Raw genomic sequence first — 24,513 nt, 5'->3', positions numbered from 1 at the left:
GCAAAGGTAATAAATTTTAATAGACAGGTGTGCATTTTATCCTTCTTAAAGCCCCTATTTTAAAGTAAAATAGAAATAGTGGGGAAGTATTATGTGCCACCTTCCAAATTTGTTGCACTTGTTCCATATTTATCAAACAGATATACTAAACTGGCCATTGTGGCTGCACCAAGTTCCAGTTCACGTCTATTAACATGTTCAAAGGTATCAATCTCCGTATGATGATAGTCAAAATACCGCTGTGAATCAGGACTTAATCCTGCAAGTACAATTTGGTCATTTTTTAAAGGACCAATATCAGCACCACTTTCTCCTTTCTCAAACAAATGAATTAGATATGGCTCAAAAAGAGGTTTCCACCGTAAAATTTTGGCAAAATCGGTTTCCTGGCAGTCAAAAGAAAAACCTCTAGGTGTAAAACCGCCAGAATCACTTTCTAAGGCAAATACATGTTTCTCTTTTTTATTTAATGCAATCTCTGCATAGGTATTTCCACCTCTTAAACCGTTTTCTTCATTCATAAAAAGTACCACACGGATTGTTCGCTTAGGGATATATCCTGTTATTCTTAGTAAGCGTAGAACTTCCATACTTTGAACACAGCCGGCGCCATCATCATGGGAACCATCTCCAAGATCCCAGGAATCAAGATGGCCGCCAACTACTATTATTTCTTCGGGATATGTACTACCCTTTATCTCTCCAATAACATTGTAAGACTGAACATCCTGAAGTTGCCTGCAATTTTGTTTAAAATAAAATTTTATCTCCGGATTAAGTTTCAATGTAGTGCTTAACAATTCAGCACCATTTGTACTTATGGCAGCTGCAGGAATTCTATTATTTAAAGGGATTTCTCCATAGTTCATTGCTCCTGTATGCGGATAATCATCCAGGCGAAGGCTCATGGAACGAACAATAACTCCTACAGCTCCATATTTTGAAGCTTCTTTAGCTCCTGAAGACCTTTGATCCACAGCAGCTGAGTAGGATTCATGTGTTTTAATATTCGTTGGGTCCATTGGCCTGTTGAAAAAGACAATTTTACCTTCAATTTTACTACGCCCGAGCTTTTCCAATTCTTCAATGCCTCTTACTTCAATAACATTCGCCTTTATACCTCCGGCAGGGGTGGCAACAGAACCGCCCAACGCACAAATAGGCACATTATTCGTAATTCCCGGTTTACTTTCAATAAAGGCAAATTCTGGTACACCTCTTACCCATTTAGGAACCATTACAGGTTGTAACCATACGCGATCCAGTCCAAGGGAATCCAATTTTTGTTTGGTATACTCAACAGCTTGTTCAGCCTGCACCGAACCTGTAAGTCGACCCCCAATCTGATTGGATAAATAATTCAGCCAATCATAGGCCTTACCTTGAGTAAGTGATGTATTATAAAGAGCTTTTAACTGTTCTTTGTCATCCGTTTGCGACCAAATAGGTCCAACCATTAATAGAAGTAGTAGGCCTAAATTTTTCATTGTTCTTTTTCTAATTGGGATTTATAGGTTTCAATATTAGCCTTTATTTTATCATCAAGCTCTGGTTCCTTAATATCTTTGTGTTTTTTTAACGATTCCAGCAAAATAGTGGCTACAATTAATCTCGAGGCACTCTTATTATCTGCGGGAATCACAAACCACGGTGCATTGGTTTTAGACGTTCTGTTAATGGCTTCCTCATAGCACTGCTGATATTTATCCCAAAGATTGCGCTCTTTAAGATCGCCGGGTGAGAATTTCCAATTTTTTTCTTGCAGACGTAATCTCCTTAACAATCGCTGTCTTTGTTCCTCTTTAGAAATGTTTAAAAAGAATTTAAAAACAAGGGTTCCATTTTCTGTGATATGGCGTTCAAAATCATTAATCTGCTTATACCGTTGGTCCCAGAATGATTTATCAATATCTGTCACCGTATTTATATTTGGAATATTCTCGCTTAAAATATACTCTGGATGGACCTTAGTTACCAATACATTTTCATAATGGGTTCTGTTAAATACTCCAAATTTTCCTTTTGGCGGGAGCGCAATATAGTGTCTCCAAATATAATCATGATCCAGCTCAAGTTCTGTTGGTACTTTAAAGCTATGTACAACCACTCCTCTAACATTGCAATCTTTAAACACTTCACGAATCAGGCTGTCCTTACCAGAAGTATCCATCCCCTGAAAACAAATCAGGACCGCGTATTTGCCATGCGCGTAAAGTGTATTTTGAAAATCGCCTAAATCTTCACGTAATTTTTCCAGGTTTTTTTTGAGTTCCTTGTCTGTGCTATCAAGATTTTCCCAAGTATTGAGATCTTCTAATTTTATATCAGAAACTACTTTATAGGAGGCTATATCGATTTTCTTCATGGGTTGAATATATAATATTTTGTTGTCCTAATAAAGGCTCAAATTTAAAAATAACCTTTTATCCTTAATAATGTGCCATTCGACCTTTAATCAGGAAAGACCGGTCAATTAAACGAATAAATAAGGTGCCGGGGATGACTCTCTTTATCTTTACAATGCCTAAATCTTACATAACCAATACTTTAAACTATGAAGGTACTGTGTGCCATTCTGATGTTCCTTGTACTTTTCAGCATGTCTTCTTTTGATATGACCAAGGCATGTGAATATGCTGGTTCGAATATTGGGTACATCAAATCCCAGACAGAACGAGCTCTTGCTGCTGAAGACCTTAATTCTTCGCGTTTCTTTGCTTACAAAGCCCTTAATGCCATTGAAAAATCGAAAGAGCAAATTGAAGCTTGCGGTTGCGATTATGCTAAAGAGAGTATTTATGAAGGCTTGGATAACCTAAAGATGGCTACAAGAGTCTCTTCCTTAAACAGCGCTAAAATACTTTTAACACGAGCTTTGGATAACTCTTTAGGAAGCCTTGAGGCCATTAAGGAACACGATGAACACCGGGAAAGTCTTTATGACAATGATATGCTGGTCATGAACACAAAAACTGCAGAAAAAGAAAAATTAAGTATGATTATGCCTGTGGGCAAGGAATTGGAAAGAAAAATTGATCTTTCGCTCGTAAATTACCAAAATTCTCTTAACGAAGTCGTCAACAGCGTAGAATGCAAAGAGGCCTATGAGTTTGCCAGTAAAATTTACACCCATTGTGAACAGGAACTTCTAAAACCGAAACTTACCGAAGCCAAAAAGTATTACAATTTAAGAACAAAACAAATTACAGCACTTGCACTTGATAAATTAAAGGATTGCAATAAATAATGCTAAAGGATTTCCTGAGAGTACTTTATTTACTTCTTTCTAAATCTGCTATTTACTCGCAAACAGGTTAACGTCTTCTTCAGTAATTTCTGTACCACCAAGTATGATTAAGCGTTCCACCACGTTTCTTAATTCGCGAATATTACCAGTCCAATCATAACTTTTCAAAAGCTCAAGAGCTTTTTTGGTAAACTTTTTGGTCACTACGCCTTGCTCAGAGGCAATTTTGGAGGCAAAATGATCTATTAGGAGTGGAATATCTTCCCTCCTATCATTCAATGATGGTACATTGATGAGTATAACAGCCAGACGATGATAAAGATCTTCCCTAAATTTTCCTTCGGCAATTTCATGCTGAAGATCCTTATTTGTTGCGGCAATTACGCGAACATCGACCTTAATATCTTTGTCGGTGCCAACCCTAGAGATTTTACTCTCTTGTAAAGCCCTAAGTACTTTAGCCTGAGCTGAAAGGCTCATATCTCCTATCTCATCCAAAAAGATGGTCCCTTTGTTCGCGGCCTCAAATTTACCGGCTCTATCCCTGACCGCCGAAGTAAAGGCCCCTTTTACGTGACCAAATAATTCACTTTCAATCAATTCTGAAGGGATTGCCGCACAATTTACTTCTATAAATGGTGCTCCACTACGATCACTTTTTTCATGTAACCAATGGGCTACAAGTTCCTTACCGGTACCATTTGATCCGGTGATTAAAACTCTTGCATCTGTTGGTGCTACCTTATCTATCATATCCTTGATCGTGGTAATCTCCTTACTTTGCCCAATCATTTCATAACCTTTACTAACTCTTTTCTTTAAGCTCTTGTTTTCCTGAACAAGTTCCTTCTTATCCAGCGCATTCCGCACTGTTGTGAGAAGTCTGTTTAAATCAGGTGGTTTGGAGATGTAGTCAAAGGCCCCTAATCTCATTGTATTTACAGCAGTATCTAAATCACCATGTCCTGAAATCATAATAAATGGTATCTCGGGTCTTATTTTTTTTGCTGCCTGTAAGACTTCAACACCATCCATTTTAGGCATTTTTATATCACAAAGGGCAAGGTCATAGTCTGTTTTTTTAATCATCTCCAGACCAATTGAACCATCTTCTGCCTCATCCACTTCATACATTTCGCTTTCTTCAGATAAAATCTTAACTAAAACCCTTCGGATAGCTGCTTCATCTTCTATTACCAGTATTTTTGACATGTTTTTATTATTAAAAAATTGAAATTTTAAATCCTGCTTTCCAGTAAAAACCTCCAGCGTTTTTTTCATTTAAAGTATAAACTTTTTTCCTATTATCATTTCTCAATAGCCCTTGCTGGTTTAGCGTAACCCCGGCAATCCCATAAAAAGACATTCGTTTATTAATATTATACTGGTAGCCTATGGCACTAACTATGGCCGAAAGCGAAACAGAGGATCCGAATTCCCCGTCAGGTAAAAGAATGTCATTTTGGACATTTACAAAGTAACCGTCCAAAAATAATGCCATTTGTAGGGTGTGTTTATCTTTAAAGTGATATCTGAAATCTGTTCTGGGAATTCCAAGCGAGTACGACCAGGACCTGTGAAACCGTTTGTGATAATTTATAAGTGGCAGGGGAAAAGGAAGACCGGTGGTACTATTATAAGTAAGTCCCAAAATTAATCTATAGGGTTTATCAATATCCTTCTCTTCCTTCCATATAGTTGCAGTAAGATTTAATAAAAAGTCATCTCCCTGAAGGCCATTTACCAAATTAGATGCTATTCTGGGAGTTACAATACCCACAAATCGCCAGTCTTCATTCAGCTTAAAAATATAACCGACATTGAGATCAATAACATAAAGGGTATTCAACTCACTGGCATCGAATGGATATTCCTTAGTGATTTCAAAATCAATTAGATTAAACTCGCCACCAAGCACCAGATACTTATCGAAACCAACTTTAACAGGAACATTTAGTAAAAATCGGTAACGGGATGCGGTATTACCCGTTTCTTCTCTCGGGAGCGAAGTATATTCCACCCTCAAAATATCTGTACTTTGCGCAAAACAAATTCCACTTACTAAAAGTAAACACCAGAATAAACCAATACGTTTTACCATTTTATTATTCCAGACTTACTATATAAATTTATCATTTAATTTAAAGTGTTTAATGTTTAAGTAAATGAACATATTGAGCGGGCAAGGGATCTTGCATGTTTAGTATTTCAGCCATTTGTATAGCTCTTTATAGGTAGGTTTTTTACCATACATTAAAATTCCCACCCGGTAGATTTTAGCTGCAAGCCATACGATACCAATAAAAGTTACAATTAAAAATACAATGGATAAAATTACTTGCCACAATGGAACTCCACCTTCTCCAATCCCCCCGGGTAAGCGCATGAGCATAACAATTGGTGATGTTAATGGAAATAGAGAAAACCCAACAGCAATAGGACCATTGGGGTTACTAAATACAGAAAAGAATCCAACATATATGGCTAACATTAAAGGCAGTATAATTGGAAAAATAAATTGTTGAGTATCAGTCTCGTTATCCACTGCAGCCCCTATAGCCGCATAAATAGAGCTATAAATTAAATAACCGAGAATAAAATACACCAAAAACAGAGAAATAAGCATAAACCAAGGTATCTGCAGAAATTCAAGTGCATACAATTGCATCGCATTTGTTGTCGTTGGCATGGGAGACATACTGCTCATAGGATTAGTGGTTATGGCTGACGGATCACTAAGCCCAGTCAGATCTATTCCAAAAACCAAAAATACCCCAAACAGTAATAAGGATGCAGATATTATCCAGATTGCAAATTGCGTTATTCCCGCCAGGGAAGTCCCGATAATTTTACCTAACATTAATTGAAATGGTTTTACTGATGAGATTATTACTTCAATAATACGACTCGTTTTCTCTTCAATAACACTGCGCATCACAAAACCACCATAAATTATAATGAACATCATTATCAAATAACCAAAACCGCCGCCTATAAAGGCTTTCATTTCATTTATTCCCTTTATATTCTGCTCCCCGGTAAAGGTGGCTATATTAATTTCGAATCTGTCATTTATTGTAGTAAATTCCTCTGTAGAAACCCCAATATCAATAAGTTTTCTTTGTCTTAAGCGTTCCTCAAATATATCTTCTAAAGGATCCAGAACGATATTACTTGGCGCATCTTTTGAATAAAAGTAGGAATTTTGGGCTACCTCTTCGAGGTCGCTCCGTTTAGGAATATGCAGTAGACCGGAAAAACCAAGACTTAATGTAGAATCCTTAGCGGCTTGCAATGATATATCTTTAAAAAAAATATAGGAAGTTCTTTCAGTAGTATTGAAGTCAGTAGAGAAATAATTACTTTCATTAAATACCGCAATTATTCTTTTCTGACTATCGTTTATCTTGGTGAGATAAGCAATAAGTACGATCATTCCCACCATCAGAATAGGACTCAGAAAAGTCATGATCACAAATGATTTGTTTCGAACTTTGGCAAGATATTCGCGCCTAATGATAAGAAATAATTTATTCATGGTCAGTTTTGCGTTGTACTGTTTGAATAAAAATATCATTAGCCGTAGGGATCGTCTCTACAAAATTATTTATGCTTGACTTTGAAGACAGCAATGCCAAAAAAGATCTGGTATCATCTGTAGGCAATTGAACCGTAAAATCTAATTGTTTGCTGTTTACATCATAGTGTGAAGAGGAAATATCAAATTTATCCGAAATCAGTTTTAAAAAATTTTCTCCATTTTCCAATTCCAGCCCAACCCTAAACATATTGTTTTTGTACTGTTTTTTGATATCAACAAGCCTCCCGTCCAAAATCTTTTCCGCATTGTGCAACAGGGCAATATATTCACATAATTCTTCAACAGATTCCATTCTGTGAGTTGAAAAAATAATAGATGTCCCTTTTTCCTTTAGCTTAATAATCTCATCCTTTATAATATTGGCATTTATTGGATCGAAGCCGCTAAAAGGTTCATCAAAAATAAGGAGTTTAGGCTCATGCAAAACTGTTACAATAAACTGAATTTTTTGCGCCATACCTTTTGAAAGTTCCTGAATTTTTCTATTCCACCAATCACCTATCTCGAACTTATCAAACCAATACTTGAGCTTCTGTTTTGCATCGGATTTGCTCAATCCCTTAAGCTGTGCAAGATATAGCGCCTGCTCGCCAACTTTCATGCTTTTATAAAGACCCCTCTCTTCCGGAAGATAACCAATACTTGCAATATGATGGGGCTGCAGTAATTCTCCATCAAAAATAACTTCACCGGAATCTGGAAAGGTAATTTGATTTATTATCCTTATTAAGGTAGTCTTACCAGCGCCATTTGGACCTAAGAGTCCATAAATACTATTCTTTGGTATTACCAGAGAAACATTATTTAGCGCAATTTGGTTGCCAAATTTTTTAGTAACATTATTAGCAACAAGGATATCATTCATTCAGGCAATTTTTTTTACATTTTGATTGTATCTGTAAATTGTTCAAAATGAGTATTGAATTAAGAAAGATAAAATAGAACAAATTACAATTACAGTTTATACGATATTTCTAAGCTTTGAATTTATCATATACTATTATTGGCTCTTAATAGGATTCAAAGATATAGAAATGCATTAAAATGGTTTTGAAATTCATAGTATTTTGTTTTTAGCGCCATTGAAGAGCGGATAAAAGCTTATAGCAATCATTCCTATTATGCCATCCAATAGTGCACATGAGTAATGATAATAGATCTAAAATTTCTGATAAGATCAAAGATCATTAATATTTCATCCGGAGAATTAATCGACTCAAAATCAATTTTATATTAAAAATAAGAGCAGTGTTTTATGTCGTCTAACCCCATAAATAACAAAACCCACCCTTAAAAGGATTAAGGATGGGAAAAAAATTGCTATGAAAAAGAAAATTAATATTGGTTTCCCAATATTGATTCAAATATACGTTTTTTATTTAAAAAGAAAACTTTAATTCGTTAAGAGAACATATCTTTTACTTTTTCAAAAAAGGATTTATCCGATTTTTCAGGTTTAGGTTCAAAGTTCTCATTATTCTGCATCTTCTCAAAAAATTCGCGTTGTTCCTTATTTAGTTCCTTTGGGGTCCAGACATTCACGTGTACTAAAAGATCCCCTGTTCCATAACCATTAATACTGGTAATACCTTTTCCCCTTAATCTTAAAATCTTGCCCGATTGAATCCCGGATTCTAATTTAATACGAACCTGACCGGTTACGGTATCTATCTCCTTTGTTGTACCCAAAACGGCATCCGAAATACTTATATATAAATCATAATGCAAATTATCACCTTCCCTTTTTAAGGTTCCATGTTCCAAGGTCTCTATTGCAACCAGCAAATCTCCCGATATTCCATCACCAGGAGCTTCGTTACCCTTTCCGGATACCTTTAACTGCATGCCCTGCTCCACACCTGGAGGTATTTTTATAGAAACTGTCTCTTCAACTATTTTCAAGCCCTGAGCGTCAGCATCATTTGGTCTATTATCTATTATTTGACCACTTCCGCCACAACTGCTGCAGGTAGCTGCCGTTTGCATCCTACCCAGAATTGTATTGGTTATTTTTGTTACCTGCCCTGCACCATTACATGTAGCACACGTTTTATAGGTCACACCGGCCGCCTGCTTTTTGCGCTTTACTTTAACCTTTTTCTCTACACCATGAGCAATCTCTTCAAGGGTTAAGCTGACGTGAATTCTCAAATTACTGCCTTTCATCCTTCGCTGACCGCCACTAAAACCTCCAAATCCTCCAAATCCACCCCCAAATGCACTGCCGAAAATATCGCCAAATTGGCTAAAGATATCCTCCATATTCATACCTCCACCGCCAAAACCGCCTCCTTCAAATGCAGCATGCCCATATTGATCATATCTGGCTTTCTTATCAGGATCACTCAAAACTTCATAAGCCTCAGCTGCCTTTTTAAACATTTCTTCTGCCTTGTCATCTCCGGGGTTTTTATCCGGGTGAAATTCTATGGCTTTCTTGCGATATGCTTTTTTGATCTCGGCTGCTGTGGCATTTTTGGAAATACTCAATATTTCGTAGAAATCCTGCTTCATAAGTCTTTTGTAAATTTAATTTCCAACAACTACTTTTGGATGTCGGATTATTTTATCTCCAAGTTTAAATCCCTTCTCAACAACATCTATGATTTTACCTTTTAGCTTTTTGCTAGGGGCAGGTATCTGAGTAATTGCGTCGTGCACTTCAGCGTCAAAAGCATCGCCTTCTTTGGTTGTTATCTCCTGTAAGCCCTTGGATTTAAGCGTTTCTTTAAATTTGTTACTAATAAGATCAACCCCTTTAAACAATTCTTTATCCGTAGACTTAGATATCTCCTTTAAAGCCCGGTCAAAATCATCCATGATAGGCAAGAGGGCTACTATAACCTCCTGACCCGCGGTTTTAAAAAGGTCCATACGTTCTTTCGAAGTACGTTTTTTGTAATTTTCAAACTCCGCAAAAAGCCTTAAAAACTTATCTTTTTCATTATTCAGATCTTCCTGTAATTGCTCTTCAATGGATTTTATCTCCTCCTGGTGCTCATTATCATCTGATTCCAAATCCAGCTCTGCCTGCTCCTCGGGAGTCATTTCATTTATCTCTTCTGACTTATCTTCTGTATTCATTGGATATAGCTTTATATAAAACTCATTTTAGGATGGCAAAAGTACTGCCAATTCTTCAAAAATGTCAAAATGTCACAAAAAAAAACACCCTGATTGAAGGATGTTTAAAAGGCAGCTACCTTTATCTTTGTTAAATCTATATATATTCTTTGGCTAATACATCATCCGTATTATCCTCATTAACTTCCTCTAAGTATATATTTTCCAGCGCTCTGCAAATATTATTAAATTTAAAAATAAAGCCTTTTTTTTCTATTTTTTTACTGCTTACACGCTGACTAACGAATAACAGATAGGACATCTCACCTAGAATAAGTCTCATTACAAATTGAGGAATATTAGGTAAAAACAAGGGTCTCTCAAGGACCTTGGCCAGTTCTTTAACCATTTTTGCATTGGTAACTGGGTTTGGTGCAACTCCGTTATAAACACCAGACAATCTGTTTTCGACTGTATATAAGAACATTCGGGCAAGATCGTTTACATGGATCCAAGATTGCCATTGTTCACCTGAACCAAATGAGGCTCCTAAATATCTTCTTACCGCATTGGCCATATTTGGCAAAGCCCCACCTTCCGATGACAGAACAAGGCCTATCCGTATTTTGGTGACAGTACATTTAAGTGCCTGAAATTTATCAATTTCTTTTTCCCAAATCTCAGTTACTTCCCCTAAAAAACTAGCATCCAGGTTTGTTGATTCTTCTGTATAAAAATTAGATAAGGAATTTGGGTAGATACCTATGGCAGATGCCGAAATAAATGATATACTTTCTTCCAGATTAAGACTTTTAAGAGCAAAATAAAGTGTCTTTAAGCTATCTACTCTGCTCGACAGAATTTCCTTTTTATAAGATTTAGACCATCTTTTGGCAATACTAGCACCGGCCAAATTGATGATTGCCGTGACTCCTTCAAAACAATTTACATCAATCTCGTTGGTCTTTGGTTCCCAATAAAATCCCTTATAATTTAGTTCGTTTTTTATTTTGGACTTATCAGTAGTAAGATAATTTACTGAATACCCTTTTTCACGACATAAATCGGTTATCGCACCGCCTATTAATCCAGTGGCCCCAGTGATTAAAACTTTCATCGCATAATTTTGGCTAAAGATATTGGTTTTTACACCTGTGACAATCAGGTTTAATTTGGATTTAACAGTATCGTTTATGAATTATTGTTGAAATTGGTTTATCCAGAGACTTTTAAGGCTCTTAGCATTTCCCTTTTACCGGGTGGTCCGGGTAACCTTTCAACGACAAAGCCAACGGCTTGCATGGCTCTTCTTACACTTCCTTTGGCCGAATAGGTTACTAAAATTCCATTTTCAGTAAGCGCATTGTACATCTTATCAAAAATTATTTCTGTCCAAAGTTCCGGTTGTACCCTTGCTCCAAAGGCATCGAAATAAATAAGGTCGTAAAGATTACGGTCAGAAATTTCCTGGAAGTCCTTTTTTTGTTTGTTAAACGAAAAATATGGAGTTAGCCCTATTTTGCCCCCCCAGGCACTTTTATGCATTTCAAAAAAGGCCTCTCTAAAAGCATCAGCTTTTAAAGTTTCAATATAATCTAATTGTGATATTTCCTCATTAGTTATGGGATATGCCTCAATGCCCGTATAATCAACTTGTCTGTTACTCTTTTCAGCCTCAATCAATGTAATGAGTGCATTAAGACCTGTGCCAAAACCAATCTCCAAAATACTTATGGCCTCATTGGTCAAATATGAAAAGCCTTTATCAATAAAAACGTGATATGCCTCATTTACAGCCCCATGTATGGAATGATATTGCTCGTTCCAATCCTCTATTTGGATGGTTTTAGAACCATCTCCGGTGGTAATTATCTTTCTTATCAACTTATTGCCCTATTAGCACTCCATCTGCCTCAAACTCAAAGGTTTTTTTAGGTTCTTTAATCTGCCTGATATCTTCTGGTGATTCCCCGGCATCTTCGGCATAATGCCTTTGGTCTTCAACACTCATGTTATCAACAAAAGCAATACCATTTACAACAACTTCCCTGCCCTCTATATCCATAGGAACAAAAAAGCCATAATCTTTAAATTTCACCATTACCTCCTCTCCATTTTTCAAATTCAGTTTCATCCAGCATCCTTTAGATTTACAGACATCAGTAACTGTGGCTGAAAACTTTGTTTCCAGAGTATCTGCTTCCTTAAGCAACTGGAATTTATCTAGCATATCTTCGCTGCCAATAGCACCTTTATAGTCAATGAATTTACCAAATGAAGCAAAATTCCTTTCACTCTGACCATTTTCGCTTACTTCAGATGGCTTGTCCTTATTCTTACAACCCACTAAGAGTACTAAAAACACAAGTAATATGTTAAAACTTTTCATTATTAATAATATTTATGATCCATCTACAAAACTGGTGATTTTTCCTTGAAAAAAGAAGACATGAAAGGTGATAATTGTTTAATTTTAATCTTAGAAAACGAGATTTCAATGGATACAGTAGCAAAAAACCTGATAGTTCAGAAGGCTGAAACATCTAAGATTAGTAAGGTTAATTTTGATCATCTTCCTTTTGGCGCATATTTCACAGATCATATGTTCGTCTGTGATTATAGGAATGGTGCATGGGAAACGCCCAAAATAATTCCTTATCAGCCCTTGCAAATGGAACCTTCCTCCAGGGTATTTCACTACGGTCAGGCAGTTTTTGAAGGGATGAAAGCTTACAAGGATGATGAAGGTAGTGTGTGGTTATTCAGACCGGATGAAAACTACAGGCGCATAAATAAATCAAGTGTCCGGCTTGCAATGCCTGAATTTCCTGAAGAGTATTTTTTTGATGGCCTTAAAAAGCTTTTACAAATAGATGAAAAGTGGATTAAACCAGGGATAGGTAATTCTTTGTATATCCGTCCTTTTGTTATAGCTACGCAAGCTGGTATTATTGCTTCTCCCTCTGAGGAATATAAATTTATTATTATTTGCTCTCCCGCACAATCCTACTACGGAGGTGAAGTAAGAGTTAAGATTGCCGAAAAATTTAGCAGGGCCGCAGATGGTGGATTTGGTTTTACAAAAGCAGCAGGCAACTATGCAGGTCAATTTTATCCAACCAACCTGGCAAAGGAAGAAGGGTTTCAACAAGTGGTTTGGACAGATGCCAGCACGCATGAGTACATTGAAGAGGCCGGCACAATGAATATTTTTATTCGACTGGATAACAAACTCATTACCTGTCCTACCGGCGATAGAATTTTAGATGGTATAACCAGAAAAAGTATCATTGAATTAGCAAAAGACAGGGGAATTGAAGTAGAAGTAAGACCTATAAAAGTATCTGAGCTGGTTGATGGCATAAAGAATAATACACTAAAAGAAATGTTTGGCAGTGGAACAGCGGCGGTGATTAATCCAATTCTGGGCTTTGGTTATAAAGAGGAACGCTATGAATTACCAAAAATTGAAAATTCGTACGCTTCAATACTCAAGCAACAACTATTGAATATTCAATATAATAAGATTGAGGATAAATTCGGTTGGAGGTATAAAGTATAGTAATCCAATGAAAAGAAATGGGCACTAAAAATTAGTGTCCATTTTATTTATCAAGAATAGCCTGAATATTTGGTTTAAAATATTTTGGCCCTTTTAGCACTTTACCATCTTCCCTGTAAATAGGCTTACCATCTTTTCCCAATTTACTCATATTGCTACGCTGTATCTCTTCAAACACTTCCTCAATTTTATATTGCATACCGTGTTCAAGGATAGTTCCACAAAGAATATAAAGCATATCCCCTAAAGCATCGGCTACCTCCGCCAAATCATTATTTTGGGCTGCCTCAAAATATTCTTTATTTTCTTCATCCATTAGGTTGAATCGCAATTTGTTCTTTGCTGCGCCCAGATCCGCTTTCATCGAGTGGGACACTCCAAGGCCAAAAGATTTGTGAAAAAGCTCAACAGAAGCAATTTTCTTTTTCATGGATTTTTTGTTTTAGTTTTGCGTAAAAATAATAAATATGTTTAGCACAGGACAAGTGGCATTTGCGGTATTTTTCATTTTGTTATTCACATTGATCCTAATATTTTCTTATCGAAAAGACAAAAAACTACATGCAAAAAATTACCGTGGTGTAAAGTGGGTGGGAATTGTCTTTATAATATTCGTAATATTCTTATTTGCAATTAAGTACATCCTCAAAAATTAACGTAATTACTGAGAACACCACAAAAATTAAGTGAATCACAACAATTTTAGCTTTTCATTCGTATAATACAAGAAAAGAAGTAATTTTGCGTTAACCAATTATATCATTATTTTCAAATGACCACTTTTTTAACTATATTTTTTGTTCTAATACTTATTAATGCTGCACTTTTATTCTTTAGCGTAACAAACGCAAGACAGAGAGTAAGTAAGTTGCGAAAAAGTATTTCAGATCAATCCCTGACCAAAATTTATCCTCTGGATTTAAATCCAACCAAGTACAAAAAAGCCATTTAGTTTTTTACCTTTAGGGTATGAAACAATTTTTACTTGTTTTTATCGGAGGTGGGTTTGGTAGCTTTCTTCGTTTTATTATTGCCAAAACTTTCAACGATTATTTTCAAAATTTTTACCTTGGCACATTCCTGGTTAATATTATTGGTTGCCTGATAATTGGTTTTCTTCTGGGCACATCATTGAAAGGAAATCTACTTTCAAAAGATCAAATCCTCATCCTGTCTACAGGATTCTGTGGAGGATTTACTACTTTTTCTGCATTTACTTTAGAAAATCATGGATTGCTGCAATCCGGTCAATTGCTGCACTTTTCCTTTTATACTTTAAGTAGTATTACAGTGGGCGTTCTCGCGATTGTATTTGGACTTTGGCTTTCCAGGTTAGTATAATCGTTTCAGAAATTCAAACACTTTTTTATCCTTAGAATAGCATTCTTATTACCTCACCGTTTTATTAAAAATGGTCAGGCTTTTTTACTTTCCTACAAGTTTAGTTAATACTCCCTCACAAAATCATCAAATAAACATTTTTTAAAGTTTTTAATAGTATACCCTTAAAATTAGTGGGGTCAAATTATATTTATTATAAAAATTACAACACTACCCCTATTTTTTTTAGGGTGTTAATTTATTTAACATATATTTGCCGCGATCAACATTAAAATTTACAAATGAAAAAAGTTGAAGCAATTATTAGGAAATCCAAATTTGATGATGTAAAAAATGCACTTCATGAGATTGAGGTAAATTTCTTTAGTTACTGGGATGTAACTGGAGTAGGAAATGAAAAACAGGGACATGTCTATCGGGGTATTTCATACAGTACCACAGACATCCAAAGAAGGTATCTGGAAATAGTCGTGTCTGACGAATTTCTTGAAAGAACTGTAAACACAGTGCTGGAAGCTGCCTACACAGGTAATGTGGGTGATGGTAAGATCTTTGTTTCCGATGTCCTGCAAGCTTATAGAATAAGAACCAAGGAAAACGGCCATGCCGGGATTAACTAAAAAGTAACTAACTAATACTTAAAAGAAATGGAAGCAGGATTATTTACAGCTAATAATGTTTGGATGATGGTATGTACCGCCCTTGTATTTTTTATGCATACAGGGTTCGCCTTTTTAGAAATTGGCCTCACCAGACAAAAGAACACAATTAATATACTTTTTAAAAACATCTTTATTATCACAGCAGGATTGCTATTGTACTATATAGGTGGCTTTAATTTAATGTACCCCGGATTTGAAGAAGGTTCGATGGGTATTTTCGAATTTGCAGGTTTTGGTATTGACGCCCCTGATAATGGCATGACGGCTGAATACGCCGATGGAGGTTATACCTGGTGGACAGATTTTCTGTTCCAGGGAATGTTTGCAGCCACAGCCGCAACAATTGTCTCTGGAGCGGTTGCCGAGCGTATTAAAATAGGTCCTTTTATGATTTTCACAATCATATACGTTGGCCTTATTTATCCTATAGCCGGTTCATGGCAATGGGGTGGCGGATTCCTGTCCACATTAGGTGGAGAAGAAGGAGGTTTTTATGATTTTGCAGGTTCAACTCTGGTACATTCCGTTGGTGGATGGGGCGCTTTAATAGCCATTTACCTTTTGGGAGCCAGAATAGGGAAATTTGGTAAGGATGGGAAACCAAATGCTATCCCGGGCCATAGTATTCCAATGGCGACAGCGGGTGTTTTAATCCTATGGTTGGGTTGGTTTGGTTTTAACGGTGGCTCTGTTTTATCTGCAGACCCGGCTACTACATCGCTTGTACTTGTAACTACCTGTTTGGCCGCAGCTGCCGGTGGTGTTGGAGCCGCAGTTTTGTCTACCATTATGTATAAGAATATGGACCTAACTATGTTCCTAAACGGCATATTGGGAGGGCTGGTAGGTATTACGGCTGGTGCTGACCTAATGTCGCCGAACGAGGCAGTAGTTATAGGTCTTATAGCTGGTGTGATAATCGTACTTGGCGTGGCTCTAATTGACAGGATTCGATTAGATGACCCTGTTGGAGCAGTTACCGTACACCTTATATGCGGAATCTGGGGAACACTTGCAGTAGGAATATTTGGAGATTTGGCCGGAGGACAACAGTTAATTTATCAATTAACCGGAGTTGCTTCAGTGGGCGCATTCTGCTGTATCTCGGCCTTCATAATCATTTTTGCACTTAAGAAAACAGTAGGAATAAGAGTCCCTAAAGAAGAAGAAATAGACGGGTTGGACCTGGCCGAACACGGAATGGATGCCTACGCCGACTTTAGAATGAGTGAACAGTAATAAGATGAAAAAATTAACGGAGCGTTTGGCAGAACGCTCCGTTATGTAAAATTTTCAAATAAATCAATTTATAACATTTAACGCGTTCCCTAAACGGGAATCTCAAAAACATTGAATTATGAAATTATTTACAAATACAAGTTACATAAAAAATCTCTTTCTTTTAGCATTGCTACTGCTCGGATCAACTGCATTTGCGCAGGAGGAAGAGGAAGAAGAAAAAAAGAAAATCACATTTAGTGGTTCTGTTGACGCGTATTATCGCACAAATTTCAACGGATTAAACAGCGTAGTGCCCATTGTAGAAGGTGGTGAGGAAATAGGCGAAATATCTCCAAGCGCACCCGGTTCATCATTCGCCAATAATAGCGGTTTTGCACTTGGTATGGTTAATCTAATAGCAGGATACGAAGGCGAAAAAGTAGGTTTTGTAGCCGACCTGGTATTTGGACCCAGAGGTGAAGATGCTGTATTTAACGATTCAGGACCTACCAGCATCATTAACCAGTTATATGTCTATTGGAATGTCAGTGATAAGGTGACACTTACCTTAGGAAATTGGAACACATTTTTGGGTTATGAGGTAATCTCACCGGTTGCCAACTTTAACTATAGCACTTCTTATATGTTCTCTTACGGACCGTTTTCCCACAATGGTCTGAAAGCAGATTTTGATTTAGGAAATGACTGGTCGGCAATGGTTGCCATTATGAATCAAACCGATTTTACATCTGCTTCCCGGCAAAGCGATTTTAGTTTTGGAGCCCAGATAAGCTATGCAGGTCAATTCCTTAACTTCTTGTACGGAAAACAAGGGGCTGACAAAATTGTCAACGATGGAGCCATTGTAGAACCCGACATTCAGGGACTCTTCCAGGTAGATTATACTGGTGGATTTAATTTTGGAGAAGACTTCTTTTTGGGAATTAATGCCACATACCAGGATACGGGGGATGTCGGGTTTGATGAAGACACACCAAGCGATCTTGGATTTTGGGGGGCAGCCTTATACCCGCAATACACATTTTCTGAGACCTTTACCCTTGGTTTAAGAGGTGAATATTTTCAAGAAGTTGGGGATTTTGGCGCCATTGGAACAGGAGTTGAAGATTCTAGCGTATTCGCCGTCACACTTTCAGGAAATGTGACCATAGGCAAATATCTTAGGATAATTCCGGAAATAAGATTTGACAACGCTTCAGATGACTCATTTTTATTTTTAAATAAAGATTTAGAAACGTCTAAAAACTTATCTTCTTTCTTATTGGCTGCTGTATTTGCGTTCTAGATAGAAAAATTAGTTTGGTTTGTTTTGTTTAGTTATATAAATGCCGGCCCTGATGGTAATACATCGGGGCCTATTTATTTGACTTATGTTTAAAGCTTTTCACCCCTGCTTTAATTTTGGTATCCAGGTTATTTCGTTTTGGTACAATAGGGCAGGAATATTTCTTATTATATGCACAATAAGGATTATAAGCCCTGTTAAAATCAAGTATTATTGAATTACCTTCAGGAATAGCTAAATCCAGATAGCGACCGCCGGCGTAAGTCTCTTCACCGTTCGTATTATCCAAAAAGGGCAGAAAAAGATAATCTTCATATTCTGCGGTTTCCATCAACTCCAGGTTTTGATAAACTTCAAGACTATAGTTTTTCCCTTTTATAGTAAAATTTACCAGCCCGAATACTACCTCTTCAGAAAGGCGATCAGTAGTAGTAGGCATCATAAAAGGAATTGCATCCACCGTCCGCTCCAGGGAAGCTATTACTCTAAAAGAAGTATCCGGTTGAAAGAAATCCAAACCCTCAAAATCCTTTCGATACCTGTCTGGCAATGGAGAAGTTTCCGGGTTCTTAAATTCTTCATTGAGTTCCTTTTGAAATAATAAAATCTCCTTAACCATCTCTGAATTATCCGATGCTATTCCGGACTTTATGGTATCGTGATATTTGCGTTTATCTGCGCATCCCGAAAGGCCCACATATAAACACATGATTCCCAGCAAAAGATTTTTTTTCATAGATAGATATTTGGTTCAAAAATACAATATCTCTTTTTTTTATATATTTTTATCCTTTAAGACTTAAAATATGAACAGATCATTAATTCAAAGGACGGTAATAGTTTATCCTAACCGAAGGAATCATTGCTGCTGGCTTTAGAATCAATGCTATTTAATAGCGGGTAGCCTGGCAGATATGTCAGGCTTTTTTATGATTTAGACAGAATGAGATCAGTATATAACAGCTATATAAATTCATTTAAGGGATTATCCAAAGAGGTTTGGTGGCTGTCTTTAATAACCCTTATAAACAGAGCGGGGACAATGGTCATCCCCTTTTTGTCACTTTATCTTACCCAGGATCTCGGTTTCACTCTTGAGAATGTAGGTATTATTATGAGTTGTTTTGGGTTAGGATCGCTAATTGGCTCCTGGCTGGGAGGTAAATTAACAGATCTTTTTGGTTCATATCAGGTTATGCTTGTAAGTCTTATATTGACCGGGATACTTTTTATTACCCTTCAATATCTTGTTTCGTTTTGGTCAATTTGTGGAGGCATCTTTGTATTAATGATTATAGCGGATGCATTCAGACCCGCAACATTTGTGGCCCTTAGTGCATATAGTAAGCCTGAAAACAAAACACGCTCAGTAACACTTATTCGCCTTGCAATAAATCTTGGATTTTCTGCCGGACCTGCTCTTGGCGGTTTAATTATAGGCACTTTAGGTTATAGCGGGCTATTTTGGGTAGATGGCCTTACCTGTATGGCAGCCGGCATATTGTTATTAGTCCTCCTGAATCCTAAGAAGGTAAAAATCCTTGATAGCGTCGAAAATAAAATGCCGTTGTCTGCATATAAAGATGTGCCGTATTTGGTGTTTATTATTTCAATGGTCCTGTTCGGATTCGTGTTTGTGCAGTACTTTTCCACAATCCCTATTTATTATAACGATGAACACGCATTAAATGAAACTCAAATAGGTTTGCTTTTAGCCATGAATGGCTTCATAATATTTGTCTTTGAAATGCCCCTTATAAAGTTTTTGGAAACAAGGTCTTTATCCAAAATATCCAATATGATAATTGGTTTAATGCTTGTTACTTTCAGTCTTCTGATACTAAATTTTACAACATGGATTGGCGTCCTTGTTATAGGGATGTTATTGATGACTCTCGGAGAAATGATAGCGTTCCCATTCTCAAATGCGTTTGCCATGGATAGAGCAAAAAGAGGCAGACAAGGAGAGTATATGGCCCTTTACAGTATTGCCTTTTCAATTTCTCACATTTTCGCACATAATTCCGGGATGATATCTATTGCCAGGCTTGGTTTTAAAACCACCTGGTATTTGGCAACTTTTGTAGGTTTACTTGGCATTTTGCTACTTTTGTTATTGAAAAAAGTACTTCTAAGAAATTCCCGAAAGTAAAAGCTATGAAAAAAATTCTATCCCTCTTGTTACTTTTAGGTTTGGTTTCAGGTTGCTTCGAAAAAAAGAATGATTCCAAAGCTTCAGGAAACATTCTTAAAAGAACAATTGAATTACATCCTGATAATTATAATGTTGCCTTCTTAATTATGGATGGCACCTATAATACAGAATTTACTGCCCCATATGACATTTTTCAGCACACAAAATACAGGGAAGGTATTAAGGCCATGAATACCTTTACCGTGGCTAATACTTTAGAACCAATTACTACTTTTGAGGGGCTTCGGATTTTACCGGATTTTGATTACTTAAAGGATTCCCTTCCACCTATAGATATACTTGTAATTCCAAGTGCAGAACACCATCTGGATTCAGATTTAAAAGATACCGCCATGCTTAATTTTGTAAAAAGGGTGGACAGGAATGCGTTATTTATGACTTCACATTGTGATGGTGCGTTTATTCTGGCTAAAGCCGGTTTGTTAGACAAGGTTACCTCTACCACTTTTCCCAGTGACATTCCAAAATACAAACAGATGTTTCCTTTTCTAAAAGTAAAGGACAGCGTACTGTTTGTTCACGATGGTAAATACATTACTTCTGCAGGCGGGGCGAAAAGCTTCGAGGCCTCTCTATATCTTTGCGAGCACCTTTATGGGAAAGAAGTGACTAAGTCTCTGGCCAAAGGATTAGTAATTGACTGGGACCTTAATTTAATTAAAAAAATTATTCCTCAATAATGGCATCATAACGAGATCCCTTCAGGTACTTATTAACTATGGCATTGAACTCGGGCATAATTCTCAGGAGCGCTGTATGCTCTAATGAATAAAGGCGGTTCTTGTCCTCATAGCCATTTTTTAACAATTCTTCCAGATAAAATAAGGCCGTGCCAAAATCTTCATATTTAGAACTATCAGATATAATTTTTAAGTAATAAGAATAAGCCATAGGTTCAGTAATAGTTTTCAACATCCATAGAAAACTTAACGCTTCGTCATTAACTACTGGCTGCTCCTTTTCAATATCTATATTATCTTCAATAAGTGCATTGAGATATCCCAATAATCGTTTTCCCATTTGTTGTTCGAAAGGATCCGGCTTATTATCATATTTTTTGAGTTCCCCCATCTGATAATTCCACCATCCCAGATTATTGTAGTTCAGGGCAGACAAATCTTCAATTAAATTATAGTTATAGTCGTCTTTTATAAATGATTCCCGAAGAAGAATGTTATTCAAATTTCGTTTTTGAGCTCTGTATATATTTTCTTTTTTCAGAATTTTAAGTTGCTCCCTCAAGGAATCAACTTCCAGATGGGGCCTGTATATGGAGATCATTTCACTTTGTAAATTATATGCTTTTAATAACTGACCTGAATTAATTAGTAGTTTAAGTTCTTCTAAATTTTGGCGATAACTATTCATGACAAATTCATCGTCTTTACCTACATTCCCTTTAGCTATAGCGGAAAGTGTAAGTATCTTTAATGCCTTGTCTATAAGACTATAATCTGACCATTGTTCACCGCCATCAAACACCAATAGGTCATTGGGAAATTTCAATTTGTTCAACAATTCCCGGCCCTGTAACATTTGCGGATAATTAAAATCCTCATTCCCTACAATTCCCACAAAGTAAAAAGGTTTTTTCTCGTCTAATAATTCAACACTTGGGACAAATGATCCACAAGAAATTACACCATCAACCACTTTTATAAAAGAAGGTACAAGCGAGGCAAACTTAGCTCCGGATGAAAAGCCTGCAGTATATACTCGATTGCTGTTTAAAGGGAAAAGTGTTCCAACCTCCTGAACAAGCCTGCTGGTAATTAGAACATTTTTAGTGATTGAAAGCGTATCACTAATATCATTAGACGAAGCCAGTAGAAATCCTTGTTCTTCTGCTGCGACCTTAAATATGTTTAATGCCTGGCTATTTTTGCCTTCCAAGTCAAAAACAAATATGATGGGCCATGTACCCTTGCCTTCAAACTTTTTAGGAAGATATAATTTATATGTTTCGGAAATTGAATCGTTGATGGGGATAGAATCTATAATCCTTCCCTTTTTAAATACTACCTGTCTTGTTTGTGAACTGCCTGAATAAGCAAAGACTACAAATAAAAGAAGAAATAAAACTTGCTTCATATTTCTGAAATGATCAAAAACCCGGCCAAAATAGTTGAGAATTCTACAAATGCTCAAAGTTATACAAAAACCTTTCTTAGAGTGAATGATGGAGTACTAATAGATAATACATCCCAATTACATCATATAGTTAAATTAAGCAATTAAATCCTTCAAGAACAAATATTCAAAACTATTTATTTCCGGCACCCGGATGTCCGGTAATAAAATACTGCTGAATCGATAATTTTTAATATAAATTCTTAAAAAAGATATTAATTCTGAATTAAAATACTTTTATTAAATCTTATTCAGACAACAATAAAGACGACTCTTTTACAATATTCAAAACTCAATTAACTAACGTTATTTTAGCCGCTTTATTGGTGCATCAGAAACCACATCAGACAGTATTATATGTGTCCGTGTTTCGCCATATCTAATGAGTTCATCGATAAATCTTTCCAAATGAGCCTGATCCTTAAGAACTACCTCCATTATTATATTCTCATCACCCGTAATCCGGTAACAATTAATAACTTCCTCCAGCTTCTGAACCATCTCCAGAAAAGGTTTTAATTTACCCATAAAAGCTCTTAATGTAATAATGGCTTTTAGTTGATAACCTGCGAGGGTATAGGATACTTTTGCATTAAAACCTTCAAGAATACCAAGGTCTTCCATTTTTTTGACACGCTCCGCCACTGCCGGTGGAGTTAACCCCACTTTTCTTCCAATATTTGACAAGGACAGCCTTGAATTCTCCTGAAGTAGTCTTAGGATGTGCCAGTTTAAGTCATCTATTTTGTTATTCAAAGTAAATTATGATTAATTAATTAATTTATAAAGCTAAAATACAAAATTACTTTCTATTTTAAAGATGATATCTAAAATTTGAACGTAACTTTAATGTAGAATTTTTGCTAAAAAAGAAAATGCCCTACAAAAACTTAAGAACCTTACCGGTTTACCGAAAAGCAATGGAACTCTGCAGTATGAGCAGAGAAATTGCCTCGTTTGTTTCCCAGAACAAGGATTTAATGAAATTGTACCAGTCTAATAGTCTGAGAGATCATATTGCGGACTCTTTACTTACTGATGCCATTTTGATCCCACAACAGATTGCCCAGGCAGAATCAACTGAATCATATGCCGTTCGAATGAAAAGTGCTTCATTTATCAATATTATGATTAGGAATATTATTTCCTATTGCAACGGACTGGAAAATGATGGACTAAAGGAAAGGGAATATGTGGAATTACTTCGGAAGGAAATCCATAGTTTTAGAAGATCTTTTAAGAAATGGAGAAAATCTATTGGTAAAAATGGTGGCGGTTCAAGCTGGGGGTTCAATGATTATATGGGTTACTAAACAAGCTCTATAAGGCCCAATACATTGGTCTACTGAATTTGAATTCCGGATAATTCCTGAATAGACTTTACATATTTCTTCTATACTGTCCTCCTACTTCAAACAATGCGTGTGTAATTTGTCCTAACGAACAAACTTTAGTGACCTCCATAAGTTTTTCAAATATATTTTCGTTCCTAATGGCTGCTTCCTGCAGCTCTTTCAACTGTTTTTGAACAATTGACTTATTTCGTATTTGCAAAGCCTGTAAAGTATTGATTTGTTGCTGTTTTTCCTCGTCAGTAGCTCGAATAACCTCAGCAGGGAGTATAGTAGGAGATCCTGAAGAGCTTAAAAAAGTGTTTACACCAATTATTGGATATTCACCCGTATGTTTCAATGTCTCATAGTGCATACTTTCTTCCTGTATTTTGGATCTTTGATACATAGTTTCCATTGCACCCAATACACCTCCACGCTCGGTAATTCTATCAAATTCAAGCAAAACAGCCTCCTCTACAAGATCTGTAAGTTCTTCAATAATAAAAGATCCTTGCAGCGGATTCTCATTTTTGGTAAGACCTAATTCCTTGTTAATAATCAATTGAATCGCCATTGCCCTTCGGACTGATTCTTCCGTTGGGGTAGTAATAGCCTCATCGTATGCATTGGTATGCAATGAGTTACAATTGTCATATATAGCATAGAGGGCCTGCAAAGTGGTTCTAATGTCATTAAAATCAATCTCCTGGGCATGCAAACTTCGACCCGATGTTTGTATATGATATTTTAACATTTGCGCCCTGGAATCTGCGCCATATTTCTCTTTCATGGCCTTGGCCCAAATCTTCCGAGCCACCCTCCCAATCACCG

General features: G+C 36.5%; 25 protein-coding genes. 9 read left to right on the top strand and 16 right to left on the bottom strand.

Annotation, left to right across the window (positions count from 1 at the left end; genetic code table 11):
* Positions 1–89 precede the first annotated feature (89 nt).
* The gene (locus WBM60_RS10610; protein ID WP_424283056.1) at positions 90–1,487 is read right to left on the bottom strand and encodes a M28 family peptidase; all 1,398 of its coding nucleotides are present in this window, start codon (positions 1,485–1,487) and stop codon (positions 90–92) included.
* A complete protein-coding gene (locus WBM60_RS10605; protein WP_424283055.1) occupies positions 1,484–2,365 on the bottom strand; it encodes a PPK2 family polyphosphate kinase in 882 nt (293 codons plus the stop codon). Before WBM60_RS10605 ends, WBM60_RS10610 begins: the two co-directional genes overlap by 4 nt.
* Before the next feature lie 189 nt (positions 2,366–2,554).
* On the opposite strand from WBM60_RS10605, the gene WBM60_RS10600 reads away from it, so the two are divergent.
* A complete protein-coding gene (locus tag WBM60_RS10600; protein ID WP_424260142.1) occupies positions 2,555–3,247 on the top strand; it encodes a hypothetical protein in 693 nt (230 codons plus the stop codon).
* A gap of 48 nt (positions 3,248–3,295) precedes the next feature.
* Here the strand turns inward: WBM60_RS10600 and WBM60_RS10595 are convergent, their stop codons facing one another.
* From WBM60_RS10595 to WBM60_RS10555, 9 genes are all read right to left on the bottom strand, one after another.
* Positions 3,296–4,459, bottom strand: a complete 1,164-nt coding sequence (locus tag WBM60_RS10595) for a sigma-54-dependent transcriptional regulator (RefSeq protein WP_424260144.1) — start codon at positions 4,457–4,459, stop codon at positions 3,296–3,298.
* 10 nt (positions 4,460–4,469) lie between these two features.
* Positions 4,470–5,348 (bottom strand): DUF6268 family outer membrane beta-barrel protein, encoded by an 879-nt coding sequence (locus WBM60_RS10590; protein ID WP_424260146.1) that lies wholly within the window; start codon positions 5,346–5,348, stop codon positions 4,470–4,472.
* 99 nt (positions 5,349–5,447) lie between these two features.
* Complete coding sequence (locus WBM60_RS10585; RefSeq protein WP_299160933.1) at positions 5,448–6,785, bottom strand: ABC transporter permease; 1,338 nt, start codon at positions 6,783–6,785, stop codon at positions 5,448–5,450.
* A complete protein-coding gene (locus tag WBM60_RS10580) occupies positions 6,778–7,713 on the bottom strand; it encodes an ABC transporter ATP-binding protein (RefSeq protein WP_424262857.1) in 936 nt (311 codons plus the stop codon). The genes WBM60_RS10585 and WBM60_RS10580 overlap by 8 nt, the downstream gene beginning before the upstream one ends.
* A 536-nt stretch (positions 7,714–8,249) precedes the next feature.
* Positions 8,250–9,362 carry a molecular chaperone DnaJ gene (gene dnaJ / locus WBM60_RS10575; protein ID WP_424262859.1) on the bottom strand — a complete coding sequence of 371 codons (1,113 nt, stop codon included), beginning with the start codon at positions 9,360–9,362 and terminating at the stop codon, positions 8,250–8,252.
* A 15-nt stretch (positions 9,363–9,377) separates the two neighbouring features.
* Complete coding sequence (locus WBM60_RS10570) at positions 9,378–9,932, bottom strand: nucleotide exchange factor GrpE (protein WP_424262861.1); 555 nt, start codon at positions 9,930–9,932, stop codon at positions 9,378–9,380.
* A gap of 136 nt (positions 9,933–10,068) precedes the next feature.
* Positions 10,069–11,028, bottom strand: a complete 960-nt coding sequence (locus tag WBM60_RS10565; protein ID WP_424262863.1) for a TIGR01777 family oxidoreductase — start codon at positions 11,026–11,028, stop codon at positions 10,069–10,071.
* A gap of 98 nt (positions 11,029–11,126) precedes the next feature.
* Positions 11,127–11,795 (bottom strand): tRNA (5-methylaminomethyl-2-thiouridine)(34)-methyltransferase MnmD, encoded by a 669-nt coding sequence (gene mnmD / locus WBM60_RS10560; RefSeq protein ID WP_424262865.1) that lies wholly within the window; start codon positions 11,793–11,795, stop codon positions 11,127–11,129.
* Position 11,796: 1 nt separating this feature from the next.
* Complete coding sequence (locus tag WBM60_RS10555) at positions 11,797–12,300, bottom strand: DUF4920 domain-containing protein (protein ID WP_424262867.1); 504 nt, start codon at positions 12,298–12,300, stop codon at positions 11,797–11,799.
* Between the two features lie 108 nt (positions 12,301–12,408).
* Between WBM60_RS10555 and WBM60_RS10550 the strand changes: the two genes are divergently transcribed.
* Positions 12,409–13,473 (top strand): branched-chain amino acid aminotransferase, encoded by a 1,065-nt coding sequence (locus WBM60_RS10550; protein WP_424262869.1) that lies wholly within the window; start codon positions 12,409–12,411, stop codon positions 13,471–13,473.
* A gap of 43 nt (positions 13,474–13,516) precedes the next feature.
* On the opposite strand, the gene WBM60_RS10545 is transcribed toward WBM60_RS10550, so the two are convergent.
* A complete protein-coding gene (locus WBM60_RS10545; protein WP_424276507.1) occupies positions 13,517–13,903 on the bottom strand; it encodes a hypothetical protein in 387 nt (128 codons plus the stop codon).
* Between the two features lie 539 nt (positions 13,904–14,442).
* Here WBM60_RS10545 and crcB point away from each other — a divergent pair.
* The 4 genes from crcB (at position 14,443) to WBM60_RS10525 (ending at position 18,003) form a co-directional block, all read left to right on the top strand.
* The gene (gene crcB / locus WBM60_RS10540; protein ID WP_424262873.1) at positions 14,443–14,814 is read left to right on the top strand and encodes a fluoride efflux transporter CrcB; all 372 of its coding nucleotides are present in this window, start codon (positions 14,443–14,445) and stop codon (positions 14,812–14,814) included.
* 281 nt (positions 14,815–15,095) lie between these two features.
* The gene (locus WBM60_RS10535; RefSeq protein ID WP_019668449.1) at positions 15,096–15,434 is read left to right on the top strand and encodes a P-II family nitrogen regulator; all 339 of its coding nucleotides are present in this window, start codon (positions 15,096–15,098) and stop codon (positions 15,432–15,434) included.
* Positions 15,435–15,461: 27 nt separating this feature from the next.
* On the top strand, positions 15,462–16,715 hold the full coding sequence (locus WBM60_RS10530; protein ID WP_424279423.1) for an ammonium transporter: 1,254 nt from the start codon (positions 15,462–15,464) through the stop codon (positions 16,713–16,715).
* A 118-nt stretch (positions 16,716–16,833) separates the two neighbouring features.
* Positions 16,834–18,003 (top strand): outer membrane beta-barrel protein, encoded by a 1,170-nt coding sequence (locus WBM60_RS10525; RefSeq protein WP_424278773.1) that lies wholly within the window; start codon positions 16,834–16,836, stop codon positions 18,001–18,003.
* A gap of 70 nt (positions 18,004–18,073) precedes the next feature.
* Here WBM60_RS10525 and WBM60_RS10520 read toward each other — a convergent pair whose 3' ends face one another.
* Positions 18,074–18,739: a DUF1684 domain-containing protein gene (locus WBM60_RS10520; protein ID WP_424262879.1), complete on the bottom strand. Its 666-nt coding sequence runs from the start codon at positions 18,737–18,739 to the stop codon at positions 18,074–18,076.
* 207 nt (positions 18,740–18,946) lie between these two features.
* Between WBM60_RS10520 and WBM60_RS10515 the strand changes: the two genes are divergently transcribed.
* Together WBM60_RS10515 and WBM60_RS10510 are read left to right on the top strand one after the other, a co-directional pair.
* Positions 18,947–20,155, top strand: coding sequence for an MFS transporter (locus WBM60_RS10515; RefSeq protein ID WP_424262881.1), 1,209 nt, complete (start codon positions 18,947–18,949; stop codon positions 20,153–20,155).
* Positions 20,156–20,160: 5 nt separating this feature from the next.
* The gene (locus WBM60_RS10510; protein WP_424262883.1) at positions 20,161–20,898 is read left to right on the top strand and encodes a DJ-1/PfpI family protein; all 738 of its coding nucleotides are present in this window, start codon (positions 20,161–20,163) and stop codon (positions 20,896–20,898) included.
* On the opposite strand, the gene WBM60_RS10505 is transcribed toward WBM60_RS10510, so the two are convergent.
* Both WBM60_RS10505 and WBM60_RS10500 read right to left on the bottom strand, forming a co-directional pair.
* Positions 20,885–22,309, bottom strand: coding sequence for an alpha/beta hydrolase (locus WBM60_RS10505; protein WP_424280140.1), 1,425 nt, complete (start codon positions 22,307–22,309; stop codon positions 20,885–20,887). The genes WBM60_RS10510 and WBM60_RS10505 overlap by 14 nt on opposite strands.
* 345 nt (positions 22,310–22,654) lie before the next feature.
* Positions 22,655–23,104, bottom strand: a complete 450-nt coding sequence (locus WBM60_RS10500) for an Lrp/AsnC family transcriptional regulator (protein WP_424278775.1) — start codon at positions 23,102–23,104, stop codon at positions 22,655–22,657.
* A 119-nt stretch (positions 23,105–23,223) separates the two neighbouring features.
* Here WBM60_RS10500 and WBM60_RS10495 point away from each other — a divergent pair, with 119 nt between their 5' ends.
* Complete coding sequence (locus WBM60_RS10495) at positions 23,224–23,661, top strand: hypothetical protein (RefSeq protein WP_424262887.1); 438 nt, start codon at positions 23,224–23,226, stop codon at positions 23,659–23,661.
* Between the two features lie 67 nt (positions 23,662–23,728).
* Here WBM60_RS10495 and WBM60_RS10490 read toward each other — a convergent pair.
* A partial coding sequence (locus WBM60_RS10490; RefSeq protein WP_424283054.1) for a methylmalonyl-CoA mutase family protein occupies positions 23,729–24,513 on the bottom strand: 785 nt, incomplete at its 5' end.

The organism is Eudoraea sp. (genome assembly GCF_049669105.1).
In the GTDB taxonomy this organism is placed as follows: domain Bacteria; phylum Bacteroidota; class Bacteroidia; order Flavobacteriales; family Flavobacteriaceae; genus Eudoraea.
This window is presented reverse-complemented; position numbering and strand designations above follow the sequence as displayed.

Coding starts and splice junctions, on each gene's coding strand:
- WBM60_RS10585 (WP_299160933.1), bottom strand. CDS start 6,785: ATGAATAAATTATTTCTTATCATTAGGCGCGAATATCTTGCCAAAGTT.
- WBM60_RS10580 (WP_424262857.1), bottom strand. CDS start 7,713: ATGAATGATATCCTTGTTGCTAATAATGTTACTAAAAAATTTGGCAAC.
- WBM60_RS10595 (WP_424260144.1), bottom strand. CDS start 4,459: ATGTCAAAAATACTGGTAATAGAAGATGAAGCAGCTATCCGAAGGGTT.
- WBM60_RS10605 (WP_424283055.1), bottom strand. CDS start 2,365: ATGAAGAAAATCGATATAGCCTCCTATAAAGTAGTTTCTGATATAAAA.
- WBM60_RS10510 (WP_424262883.1), top strand. CDS start 20,161: ATGAAAAAAATTCTATCCCTCTTGTTACTTTTAGGTTTGGTTTCAGGT.
- WBM60_RS10535 (WP_019668449.1), top strand. CDS start 15,096: ATGAAAAAAGTTGAAGCAATTATTAGGAAATCCAAATTTGATGATGTA.
- WBM60_RS10610 (WP_424283056.1), bottom strand. CDS start 1,487: ATGAAAAATTTAGGCCTACTACTTCTATTAATGGTTGGACCTATTTGG.
- WBM60_RS10530 (WP_424279423.1), top strand. CDS start 15,462: ATGGAAGCAGGATTATTTACAGCTAATAATGTTTGGATGATGGTATGT.
- WBM60_RS10545 (WP_424276507.1), bottom strand. CDS start 13,903: ATGAAAAAGAAAATTGCTTCTGTTGAGCTTTTTCACAAATCTTTTGGC.
- dnaJ (WP_424262859.1), bottom strand. CDS start 9,362: ATGAAGCAGGATTTCTACGAAATATTGAGTATTTCCAAAAATGCCACA.
- WBM60_RS10525 (WP_424278773.1), top strand. CDS start 16,834: ATGAAATTATTTACAAATACAAGTTACATAAAAAATCTCTTTCTTTTA.
- WBM60_RS10515 (WP_424262881.1), top strand. CDS start 18,947: ATGAGATCAGTATATAACAGCTATATAAATTCATTTAAGGGATTATCC.
- WBM60_RS10600 (WP_424260142.1), top strand. CDS start 2,555: ATGAAGGTACTGTGTGCCATTCTGATGTTCCTTGTACTTTTCAGCATG.
- crcB (WP_424262873.1), top strand. CDS start 14,443: ATGAAACAATTTTTACTTGTTTTTATCGGAGGTGGGTTTGGTAGCTTT.
- WBM60_RS10570 (WP_424262861.1), bottom strand. CDS start 9,932: ATGAATACAGAAGATAAGTCAGAAGAGATAAATGAAATGACTCCCGAG.
- WBM60_RS10565 (WP_424262863.1), bottom strand. CDS start 11,028: ATGAAAGTTTTAATCACTGGGGCCACTGGATTAATAGGCGGTGCGATA.
- WBM60_RS10505 (WP_424280140.1), bottom strand. CDS start 22,309: ATGAAGCAAGTTTTATTTCTTCTTTTATTTGTAGTCTTTGCTTATTCA.
- WBM60_RS10520 (WP_424262879.1), bottom strand. CDS start 18,739: ATGAAAAAAAATCTTTTGCTGGGAATCATGTGTTTATATGTGGGCCTT.
- WBM60_RS10555 (WP_424262867.1), bottom strand. CDS start 12,300: ATGAAAAGTTTTAACATATTACTTGTGTTTTTAGTACTCTTAGTGGGT.
- WBM60_RS10590 (WP_424260146.1), bottom strand. CDS start 5,348: ATGGTAAAACGTATTGGTTTATTCTGGTGTTTACTTTTAGTAAGTGGA.
- WBM60_RS10550 (WP_424262869.1), top strand. CDS start 12,409: ATGGATACAGTAGCAAAAAACCTGATAGTTCAGAAGGCTGAAACATCT.
- WBM60_RS10495 (WP_424262887.1), top strand. CDS start 23,224: ATGCCCTACAAAAACTTAAGAACCTTACCGGTTTACCGAAAAGCAATG.